Source organism: Flavitalea flava (assembly GCF_054461575.1).
On record NZ_JBTLQH010000046.1, the window covers coordinates 39,805 to 51,383 of the forward strand.

The 11,579-nt window shown below is 47.0% G+C and carries 7 protein-coding genes; 6 read left to right on the forward strand and 1 reads right to left on the reverse strand.

The annotated features are described in order from the left end of the window. Positions 1–8 precede the first annotated feature (8 nt). The 5 genes from ACX0G9_RS26550 to ACX0G9_RS26570 all read left to right on the forward strand — a co-directional run bounded on the left by ACX0G9_RS26550 (position 9) and on the right by ACX0G9_RS26570 (position 8,724). On the forward strand, positions 9–1,532 hold the full coding sequence (locus tag ACX0G9_RS26550) for an erythromycin esterase family protein (RefSeq protein WP_459068002.1): 1,524 nt from the start codon (positions 9–11) through the stop codon (positions 1,530–1,532). A gap of 289 nt (positions 1,533–1,821) precedes the next feature. After that, positions 1,822–1,989, forward strand: a complete 168-nt coding sequence (locus ACX0G9_RS26555; protein WP_459068003.1) for a hypothetical protein — start codon at positions 1,822–1,824, stop codon at positions 1,987–1,989. A 53-nt stretch (positions 1,990–2,042) separates the two neighbouring features. Further along, on the forward strand, positions 2,043–2,552 hold the full coding sequence (locus ACX0G9_RS26560) for a hypothetical protein (protein ID WP_459068004.1): 510 nt from the start codon (positions 2,043–2,045) through the stop codon (positions 2,550–2,552). Between the two features lie 358 nt (positions 2,553–2,910). After that, on the forward strand, positions 2,911–6,228 hold the full coding sequence (locus ACX0G9_RS26565; protein ID WP_459068005.1) for a ThuA domain-containing protein: 3,318 nt from the start codon (positions 2,911–2,913) through the stop codon (positions 6,226–6,228). Between the two features lie 93 nt (positions 6,229–6,321). Beyond that, positions 6,322–8,724, forward strand: coding sequence for a TonB-dependent receptor (locus ACX0G9_RS26570; protein WP_459068006.1), 2,403 nt, complete (start codon positions 6,322–6,324; stop codon positions 8,722–8,724). A gap of 103 nt (positions 8,725–8,827) precedes the next feature. On the opposite strand, the gene ACX0G9_RS26575 is transcribed toward ACX0G9_RS26570, so the two are convergent. Further along, a complete protein-coding gene (locus ACX0G9_RS26575; RefSeq protein WP_459068007.1) occupies positions 8,828–9,814 on the reverse strand; it encodes a dihydrodipicolinate synthase family protein in 987 nt (328 codons plus the stop codon). 358 nt (positions 9,815–10,172) lie between these two features. Between ACX0G9_RS26575 and ACX0G9_RS26580 the strand changes: the two genes are divergently transcribed. Then, a partial coding sequence (locus tag ACX0G9_RS26580; protein WP_459068008.1) for a sodium:solute symporter family protein occupies positions 10,173–11,579 on the forward strand: 1,407 nt, incomplete at its 3' end.

Below are 11,579 nucleotides of genomic sequence, written 5' to 3' on the forward strand. Positions count from 1 at the left end.
CCTTCGTTATGACCATGCTCAAAAACCGCTGCTTTCGTTTGTTATTTGCTTTTGGTATCCTGTTATGGACATCAGGCATGAGACCGGTCTTTGCGCAGGATAAGGATATTTCCCAAAATAAAGCTTTATCCGGTCTGAGCGGTGTTCCGGGAACGGTTTCCTCCGTAAGATCCATCGATCCGGCCGATACGGACTACGCCGACCTCAAAGGTCTTCAGACGGCCATAGGCGATACCCGTCTTGTTCTTTTAGGAGAACAGACGCATGGTGAAGGTTCCACCTTTCTGGCCAAAACAAGGATCATAAAATTTTTGCATGAGAAAATGGGATTTGAGGTGCTGGCCTTCGAAAGCGGTTTTTATGATGTTGCCCGTATATGGGAGAATGTAAAAAATGGAGGACAGGTATCGAAGGAGGTGATCGGCAGCTTATTTTATATGTATGCCACCAGCAAACAGATGTTGCCCTTGTTCGAATATATACAGTCAGGGGTGAACGGCGGCGGTACCAACTCATTTCATCCCCTGATCATGGCTGGTTTTGAAAGCCAGCACTCCGGTGTTAAAGCAAAAACGGATTTATTCGGAGACTTCGAAAAATTCTTAAAAAAGACAGATCCGGACATACAAAAAAAACTGGCGGGAAAGGAAGGCTTCAACGGCCAGGATTGGGAACTATTCAAACGGGTGAGCCTGGCTGTCTTTGCCTCCAATGCCTACCGGCCATCAGAGGAGGAGAAAAAGATCTTTTTTCAAAAAATCAAACAATTAAAAGAACTGCTTTCGCCGGACTCCCGGGTACCTGATCAGATACGAGCCAAGCCGCAACAGGTCAATCCGCAACAGGTCAGTCCGCAAAATAAAGCAGGGCGCCCGGGCGACGCCAGTCCTGCCCTGACGGACCTTCCCGGTTTCTGGTACGAGGTAGTCTGCAGTATTGAATCGCAATCCACACGCTACTGGCAGATGGTAAAGGGAAATGAGGTGAGCGTACGTGACCTTCAAATGGCAAAGAATTTGGAATGGCTGGCGGAAAAAGCCTATCCCGGCAAAAAGATCATTGCCTGGGCACATAATGCACATATCTCCAAAGGCCTGGAAAGTTTTCAGCCTGATAAGGATAGCTCATCTCCTGCTGACGAAAATCTTTTTGTCCCTATGGGTTCCTCCATCCATCGTTATTTCGGAACGAAGGCCTATTGCATCGGATTTTCCGGGGCAGCAGGCAGCTATATGGATTACGGGAATAGCAATATTCTATCCGTCGCACCCCGGACACCCGAAAGTATTGAGGGATTACTGGCAGCCCGGGGATTGCCCTATGCTTTTGTTGATTATCGCTCTTTGTCCGGTGGAATGTCAAATGATGGACCGGTAAACGATGGATCGGCAAAGTTTGGAACGACAAGTGCAGCAAAAAAGATCCTGGGCGCATTTGCCGACTATGGAGAGTTAAAAGGTAACTGGCCGGCAGTTTTCGATGGATTGTTTTTTATCGGAAAAGTATCCCCGGTGGATCGGTTTGCGCCATGACCTTCTCCCTGCCCAGCTTCATAAAGGATAAAGAATTTTAACATTTCTACTAACCGTCTTGCCGGGTTTCCTCGGAATAAAATTGTATTTTTATTGATCATAGATTTAAATGATCATGAACTTCACCACCCATATATCGAGCCAGATATCCTTCGTCTGCTTCTGCAGAAAGCTCTACTATATGTCTAACTTCAAAGACTTTAATACGCTTGCCCCGGCCTGATTGGTTACAGGTTGCGGGGATTTCTTCCTGTCTTATTCATCTTATTCATTAACAAATCTATTTGTTATGTCTGGAAATCATGCGCAGATTCCGGCAGGCAGGTTGATTTTAGGCATTGTTGTATTACTCAATATTGTCACCATAAAATCTGCATACCTGTCAGGTAATAAATGGTATCTGCTGTTACTCGTCACTTTACCGCTGCTTTTTATCACCTATAGAAAGGCGCGGTAAAGTAAAAAATCATAAAGACTATATATCCCATTTTCTAATTAAAAACGAATGATATGAATTCTACATTATCTATAGCCGTGTTTATTGTATTGGTGGTGCTGTTGTTCATTGTTCTCCTTATAGTAATTTCCCGTAGAGAACAAAACAAAACGCGTAAAAAAATGGATCGGCTTCTTACGGATCTTATCGATCGGAACAACCTGACCATCGATAGTAAAGAGGAATTCCGCAAAAGGATCATCGCTGTGGACCGGGTAAATGAGCAGTTATTATTCATTGACCTGAACGGGGAAGAAGAACGCTCCTTCCTGGTAAATTTACCGGAAGTCGTTCTTTGCCGTCTGATCAAAAATGAGCGGCCCGACAAGGGCCATATTAATAAGATCTTCCTCGAATGTACCATGAAAGGGAAGAAGGAAACGCTTATTCAACTGCCTTTCTACGATGAAATGACGGATAGTTTGCAGAACCTGCCCTATCTTTCCAAAAACGCAGACTACTGGAAACAGAAAATAAATATTTACGCAAATTTTTCCAATAAAGTCACAAGCCTATCGATCTGATATGCCAATCTTCCGCCACGGTATCCAATCTCACGGCACGGAGACCGGCCTGCCGGAATAATCATTTATTTTGATGTGTTTTATCCCGGGAGGTCTATCCGCGGACAGGACAGAGCAGGACAGTTGAGGGGGAAAAAGGGCAGAATCCATGATTATAGGATGCAGCGCCATAAAACCGGGTAAAAAAATAGAAAATATCCAAATGTAGGACGGCTATCTTTTCATAGATTTGGTTCCTTTTTAATGTTTTCAATTCTTTAAAATAATGAAGGTCAAATTCTGGTTGCATGCCGTACTCTTTGGATGTCTATCCCTTTTATTCTCTAATTGTAACACCCGTTCCGGAAAGCCAAAAATTTTGGTATTTACAAAAACTGCCGGTTATCATCACTCTTCTATCGCTGCCGGCGTGCCGGCCATTCAAAAATTAGGCGTTGAAAATAATTTTGATGTGGATACCACCTCCGACGCGGGCTGGATCCAGGAAGATACCCTGCAGAAATATGCGGCAGTGGTCTTTTTAAATACCACCGGCAACTTATTGAATAACTACCAGGAGGCTGATTTCGAACGGTATATCCAGGCCGGAGGCGGTTGGGTTGGCGTCCATGCCGCGACGGATGCGGAATATGACTGGGGCTGGTACGGCCGCCTGGCGGGTGCCTGGTTCAATGGCCATCCTGCCCAGCAGGAAGCCGTCATAAAGGTGATCGATGCCGGCAACCCGGCCACCAAACATCTTCCGGCTACCTGGAAAAGAAAAGACGAATGGTATAATTTTAAGAACCTGAACAAAGATGTACATGTCCTGCTGGCTATCGATGAAAAATCCTACGAAGGCGGAACTAACGGCGATAACCATCCCATGGCCTGGTTCCATGAATATGATGGCGGAAGGGCCTGGTATACGGAGTTGGGCCATACCGAAGAATCCTATACCGAACCCAACTATCTGAAACATCTGCTGGGCGGGATTGAATATGCGATAGCCGAAAATAAAAAATTAGACTATAGTAAGGTTAAGACCCTTCGGGTGCCGGAAGAAGGCAGGTTTACCCGGACTCAGCTGGTAACCGGCGTATTTTTCGAGCCAACGGAAATGACCATCCTCCCGAACCTGGATATACTCATCACCCAGCGTCGGGGAGAGATCATGCTCTACAAAAACGAAACAAAGACAGTCAAACAGGCCGGTTTCTTACATGCATATTTTAAAACCCTGCATACGCCGAATGTAAATGCGGAAGAAGGGGTGTTGGGTATCCAGGCTGATCCTGATTTTAAGACCAACCATTTTGTATATATCTATTACAGCCCTGCGGATACCTCCGTCAACCGGTTGTCGCGTTTTACCCTGACTGGCGATACCATCGATAATAAATCGGAAAAGATCGTGCTGCAACTTTATTCCCAGCGGGAAATATGCTGCCATACGGGAGGTTCCATTGCCTTTGGGCCGGATAACAACCTGTTCGTTTCAACAGGAGATAATTCCACCCCTTTCGATGAACCCAATACGCCTTATCCCAGCCATGGATATGGACCGATGGATGACCGGCCCGGTCATACCCAGTATGATTCACGCCGCGGAGCTGGCAATACGAACGATCTCCGTGGTAAAATATTACGGATCAAAATAAACCCTGATGGATCTTACGGCATACCGGAAGGGAACCTGTTCCCGGGAACCAATCCCAAGACAAGGCCTGAAATTTATGTAATGGGCAACCGTAATCCTTACCGTATTGCGGTCGATAAAAAGAATGGTTATCTCTATTGGGGCGAAGTCGGTCCCGATGCCAACAACGACAGTCTGGATACAAGAGGACCGAAGGGATATGATGAAGTGAACCAGGCCCGGAAGGCGGGATTCTTCGGATGGCCCTTGTTTGTCGGGAACAACTATCCTTACCATTTGCATAATTATGAAACCGGCGAAAATGGTCCGGTCTTCGATGCCGCACATCCTATCAATGACTCACGGAACAATACCGGTCTGCGGGAATTGCCTCCGGCTCAACCGGCCTTTGTCTGGTATCCTTATGGTAATTCCCCGGAATTCCCCCAGGTGGGTGCCGGCGGAAGATGTGCCATGGCCGGACCGGTGTATTATTCGGATCTCTATCCCGCCGAAACCAGGTTCCCCGATTATTATAATGGTAAGTTCATTATGTATGAGTGGATCCGTGGTTGGTTCAAGGCCGTTACGATGTTGCCAAACGGCGATTTCGATAAAATGGAGCCCTTTTTGGAGAATACCCGTTTCAATGCACCGGTCGATGTAGAAATGGGACCCGATGGAAGAATGTATGTATTGGAATACGGAAATGGATGGTTCACCAAAAATGCGGACGCAGGTCTTTCCCGTGTTGATTATAACAGTGGAAATATTGCTCCGAAGATCAGTGGGATCACCGTCAATAAAATATCCGGATTATTGCCCCTGGATCTTGAACTCAAGGTCGATGCAAAGGATGTGGAGAACGATGCTATGACCTATACCTGGGATCTGGGCGACGGTACTAAAAAGGAAACGACCGTTCCTGCCCTGAACTATGCCTATAATAAGGCAGGTGAGTTTGCCATATCGGTCGAGGTTAAAGATGCCAAGGGCGCTGTCTCCAAAAGCGAAACGGTCCATGTCTATGCCGGTAATGAAATACCGTCTGTCAGTGTTTCCGTCAAAGGCAATCAAACCTTTTATTTTCCCGGCAGGCCGGTGAACTACACGGTAAATATCCGGGATAAGACGGATACGGCACAACAAAAAGACCCGGCCGACCTGGTCGTAACGGCCGACTATACCGAAGGACTCGATAAGGCTGCCACCTCACAGGGGCACCAGGTATTAAGTGCTGCTGCGGAGGGGAAGAATATTATGCTTTCCCTGGATTGCAAGACCTGTCATAAGGTAAGTGAAAAATCCATCGGACCTGCGTATACGGAAGTGGCCAAACGTTATCAGAAAGATCCGGAGATGGTCTCTTACCTGGTCCAGAAAATAACCAAGGGTGGTAGCGGCAAATGGGGAGAAGTGGCTATGCCCGGGCATCCTGCCGTAAAAGAAGAAGATATCCGGCAGATCGTCGGCTGGATCCAAACTTTATCGGCGGATAACAAAACAGTCAAATCGCTTCCTGCGAGCGGGACCGTCGATCCGACCAATCATCAGCCCATCAAGGATAAGGGTGTACTTACGATCTCTGCTTCTTTTACCAACAAAGGGATCAACAATACCCGGCCATTGACCGGCAGCGGTTCCTATTCTTTGTGGAACAGCCATTTCAGTTTTGGAAAGGGCAAGTACAGCGAGGACGGCATAACGCTTGGACCGATCGACATGACCGGCATCAGCCAGGTCGAGATCGGGATCGATGGGGAAGATCAGCCAACCTCGCCGTTTGTAGTGGAATGGTTCCTGGATTCAGCGGGCGGGAAAAAGCTGGGCGCAATCGACTTCCCGGCGAAGAAAAAGGTTGCCACCAATCCGGCCAAACCTGCCAAATCCAACGGGGACAAGCCCGATGCACCCAGGCCTGTACAAATTGCCCGGACAACCCTTGCACCGGTCGGGGATGGTCAGCAGCATAAATTATATATAAAAGGAACCGTGAAGAGTGCCGTTCCTTCGAATGAAGGCATTATTCTTTTTTATAATAAATTTATTCCAAAATAGGGGAGCCGGTCATTAAAAACAGGCTTACAAAAACCTTTAACCCGGGCGATGAAAAACATTGCCCGGGTTTATTTAATTTAAAAAGAAAGGAAAATGAAAAAGTGGATGGGATTAATGGCGTTTGTCTTTTTAGTATTGGATATGGCAGCCTTCGGCCAGCAGGCTGGAGGAATAAACCGGCATACTGACTTTTCGGGAGTATTGACCAATCGGCAGGGTAGCCCGGTTGCAGGAGCGACGGTTTACCTGTTAAATACCAACCGATCCGTGATCAGCGATGATAAGGGTTTGTTCCTTTTTAAGAAATTAGAAGCGGGAAATTACACCATCGAGATCACCGCGATCGGATATGCAAAAATTGACAGGGAGATAATTCTTACCGGACAGGAGCAGGCAGGGAAAATCCAAAGGGTGGATTTTCAACTGGAAAAGGAAATCACCAAACTGGATGAAGTAGTCGTAACGGCCCAAAAGAAAGAAGAATTGCTGCAGCAGGTGCCGATCAGTATTTCTGCTATACCTTCCAAAAAGGTCCGCGACTACCGTTTGTGGAACAACAAGGAAATTACCGCCATCGTTCCCAACTTATATGCGGCCGATCCCGGGGATGGAAGGGATGTTATCTCCATCCGGGGTATTACCACCACTTCTTATGATCCGGCCGTTGCTACCTATATCGACGGGGTAAACCAGTTTGGCTCGGATACCTATATCCCCGGATTATTGGATGTGGAACGTATCGAGATTCTTCGGGGACCGCAGGGAACCTTATATGGACGAAATGCGATGGGCGGGGTGATCAACATCATTACCCGTCAGCCTTCCAACAAAACAAGCGGTTTCGCGGAACTGAACCTGGGCAATTATAATCAGCAGCGGTATTCGGCCGGTTTACGTACCCCGCTCATCAAAGACAAACTTTTCCTGGGTGTGGCAGGCCTGTATGACGGACGGAATGGATATTACACGAATCTATTCACCAATCAATCCTATGACAAACAGCATAGTTTTACCGGGAATTATTATGTAAAATATCTGCCTGATGCCCATTGGGTCATCGATCTTAATGTAAAACACCGGAATAACCGTAACCATGGTGCCTTTCCCCTGGTATTCGGTGCGGAAGATGCCGTCAGGGATCCCTTTGTATTGAACCAGAATGCTACGACAACGATGGTGGACAATACCCTCAATGTTTCTTTAGCGGCCAACTATGCGGGACCCTCCTTTAATTTTACCTCCCAAACGGCCTATCAAAAAAATTACCGGTATTATTCCACGCCGATCGATGGTGATTTTTCACCCCTGGATGCGGTATCTGTCATTAATAATTATGGCAAGCCCTGGAACAATGTTAAGGCGGTGACCCATGAATTTAAATTTACCTCACCTGCCGCATCTTCCTCTCCCTGGAAATGGACGGCCGGAGCCTACCTGTTTTTCCAGGATGCGCCAAACAAACAGGCAACCCGTTACGGGACCGATGCGAACCTGATCGGTGCGGGAGATTCTTTATTTACCACCCTTAGCACGACCAAAAGTCATAAATGGGGTATGGCCTATTATGGACAAGCCACTTATGCCCTTTCGAAAAAGGTGAATCTTACAGCCGGCCTGCGTTATGATTATGAGCACCAGCGTCAGGAGATATTGGCTGAATACCAGCACGATCCGGACCCTTCCTTTATGAAGATCCAACCGGATACGGCAGGCAATACTTCCTTCGGCGCCTTCTCTCCCAAACTGGCGATCGATTACCATCTGTCCGCAAATTCCTTATTATATGGGGTATACAGCAGAGGTTTCCGTACGGGAGGGATGAGCCAATATTCTTTTCAGCCCGGTTCGCCGCCCCTGGTTGGTTTCAAACCGGAATACAGCAGCAATTATGAAGTGGGGATCAAGAACAGTCTTTGGCATAATGCATTGCGGGTGAACCTGGCAGCATTTTATAGCCATATCAACGATGCGCAGGTGCCTACGCTTGTCCTTCCGGATGCCATTACCGTTACTAGAAATTCGGGAAGGCTGAATAATATGGGTGTGGAGGCGGAAATATCCGCCGCACCCTTCAGAGGATTGTCGGTCGATTACAATTTTGGATATACGCATAGCCGCTTTGAAAGCCTGAATCTTTCGCAGAATGGTTCGGCAGTCGATCTTTCCGGCAAACGCCAGATCTTTACTCCGGATGTCACCTACATGCTGGCTGCCCAATATAATTATCCTTTCGGCGGACAAGGTCAGTACCAGGCCATTGTACGCTGCGAATGGAAATATATCGGTCAGACCTATTTCGATCTGAACAACAGCATCGGTCAGTCTTCATACAGCCTGTATAACCTGCGTTTGGGAGTAGCGGCGAAGAACCTGGAGGTCTTTTTCTGGGCAAGGAATCTGGGTGATAAAAAATATATCTCCTATGCCTATGATTTCGGGGGCGTTCACCTGGGCGATCCGAAAACATATGGCGTGACCGTATATACGAAGTTCTGATTCGAAAGGGCAATAAAAGAAGAAGCTCCGCAATCAGATGCGGAGCTTCTTCTTTTTACTTTATTTGTTGCATCCGGATCAGATGCCTGATCACTTCACAGGATCAGATGGCCGGATCGGGATAGGTATTTGAAAGAGCCGCCACATTCGTCACATTCACGGGTGTGATCTTAAGCCTTTCGCACCAGGTTAAAAAACTTTCATATACATGATCGAGGGTCTGTTTCTGCTCAGGCGTCAGTTCGAGAGGATGGGTACGGCTGATAGTCCTGACGGGCAGCCCGCGTTTGCGCAGGAAATATTTGGCGCTCATCGGATAGGCTACGTGGATCATCGGATCGACACGGGTAATTTCCGATTGAAGCCATTCCACTTCTGCTTTTTTAGCCGGATCAGTAGCATGGTTACACATCCATACCAGGATTTCCGGGTAAAAATTGCCGGCAATGGAGGACATTCCTTTTGCACCGCCTTGAAGTGTGGTCAGGGCATTCGGAGAATGGGCATCGAAAAATTCGAAACGTTTGCTCCTGGATGCCCTGGCAATTTCTAATTTGGCCTTAACCTTTTCCGGAAGGATCGAGGTGTCTTTATAATAAACGATACGGTTGGTATCCAGCACGGTCTTAAATACATCCGGTGACAGGATCCGTTTATAGGGAGCCGGACATTCATAAAGACCCAGAGGAATATTATCCGTCAAATGGAACATCTTATTAAAATTCTGTAACAAAACTTCGTCCGAATCTTCCACGTTGGCATAGTGACCGGTGATCAGAATCACTGCATCGACCCCTGTATTATAGATACGTTTCGTAAAATCTACTTTATCCTCGATAGTCAGACCGAATGAACCCGTTGCTACCACCGGCACCCTTCCGTCCACATACCGGACGATATGCCGGGTAAGTTCCAGTCTTTCCGGTTCGCTGATGCTGTACATCTCGCTGCTCAGACAGTTGGCGAAGAACCCCTTCACTCCGGCAGCCAGGTAAAAATCGATAAGCTGGCTTACCACATCCAGATCGACCTGTGCCTTAAGATTAAAAGGCGTAAGCATGACCGGCACGAACTTTTTGTCAGAGGGCATAAGAAACTAATTAAGGTGTTTAAATTAGGGTTTTTTAGTTTTGAACGATCTTATCAAAAGAATCTACCACAAAGTATTGAAAAAAAATGCAAAACCCGACATCCGAAGGGATCGTTTTTTGTAAAAATACAACTAAACACACATAAAATTGAAAAGCAGCCCTTAGCTAAACCGCTAAAATCCAGATGCGATAAGATCGTACAATAATTAGCCAAGAAGTTGAAATAAAGCTGGGGAACAGGGGCCTAAATTTGTTTTGTAATATGCGTTGGAACCTGCAATTTAGAACCAGCAAATCCTGGTTTGCAAATTCAAACTGCGTCCCTAATGAATAATTGAACCCAGAACTTGCCACTTCATGAAAAGTTTGCCAATCTTAGATCTTAGTATAATTGCCGTTTACCTGCTGGGGATGATCGGGGTAGGGGCCTGGTTTTCCCGGAAGAACCAGGATGCGGATCAATTTACCAGTGCCAAAGGCATGATCCCCGGCTGGGCGATCGGTATGTCCATCTATGCTACCTTTCTGAGCAGCAATACCTTTTTAGGGGTTCCGGGTAAATCATTTGCCGGTAACTGGAACGGATTCGTATTTAGTATTTCCATGCCCCTGGCCGCCTGGGTCGCCTCGAAATACTTTGTTTCCTTTTACCGGACTACTGGGGAAGTTTCCGCCTACACCCATTTGGAGCATCGTTTCGGACCCTGGGCACGGACCTATGCGGTCATTTGTTTTTTATTGACCCAGCTGGCGCGGATGGGTTCCATCTTTTTTGGAATTGCCCTGAGTATCCAGGCGCTTACCGGTTATTCCATGAGCACTGTCATGGTGGTTGTTGGGCTTTGTATCATCATCTATACGGTATTGGGAGGGATCGAAGCGGTGATCTGGACGGAGGTAGTGCAGGCGGTCATTAAAACCTTCGGCGCCCTGCTCATTATATATGTCATCATCAAAGAAACCCATGGCGGTCTTTCCACTATAGTGGAGATTGCTGGCCGCGATCATAAATTCAGTTTGGGCGGATTTGCCCCGGATTTAAAAAATTCGACCTTTTGGGTGATCCTCTTATATGGCTTCTTTATCAATCTTAATAATTTTGGGATGGATCAGAACTATGTGCAGCGGTATCATGCTGCCAGGTCTTCCAAAGAAGCATCCCGTTCTTTATGGCTTTGCGTGTGGTTGTATGTTCCTGCTTCCATGTTATTCTTTTTCATCGGATCCTGTCTGTATTCCTATTGTATCGTAAATCCGGAAGTGGTGGCTGTAGTAAAAGAGCAGCTGGCGCGGGAAAGATTACCATCGGGTGCAACCCAGGAACAGATAAGACAAATGATGACCACTTTCATCCCTTCGGACTATGGGGATAAAGTGATGCCGAATTTCATCGTGACGCATATCCCCGCGGGTTTATCCGGTCTCATCATCGCTGCCATTCTTTCTGCCGCCATGAGCACGATCAGCAGCGGAATGAATGCTTCGGCCACCGTTTTTTCGGAAGATATCTACCGGAGATACTTTAATAAGAACGCCAGCGAAAAACAAAAACTCCGGGTACTCTATATCGGTACCGTGGGTTTTGGCCTGGCGGGAATGGCGGCAGGCGTGGCCATGAAGGGGTCAAAGGGTATCCTGGATATGTGGTGGGAACTATCGGGAATATTTGCTGCGGGTATGCTGGGAATCTTTTTACTGGGCATCTTCAGCAAACGAACGAAAGATCATGAAGCCATGCTGGCTGCCACCATCGGAGTACTCGTC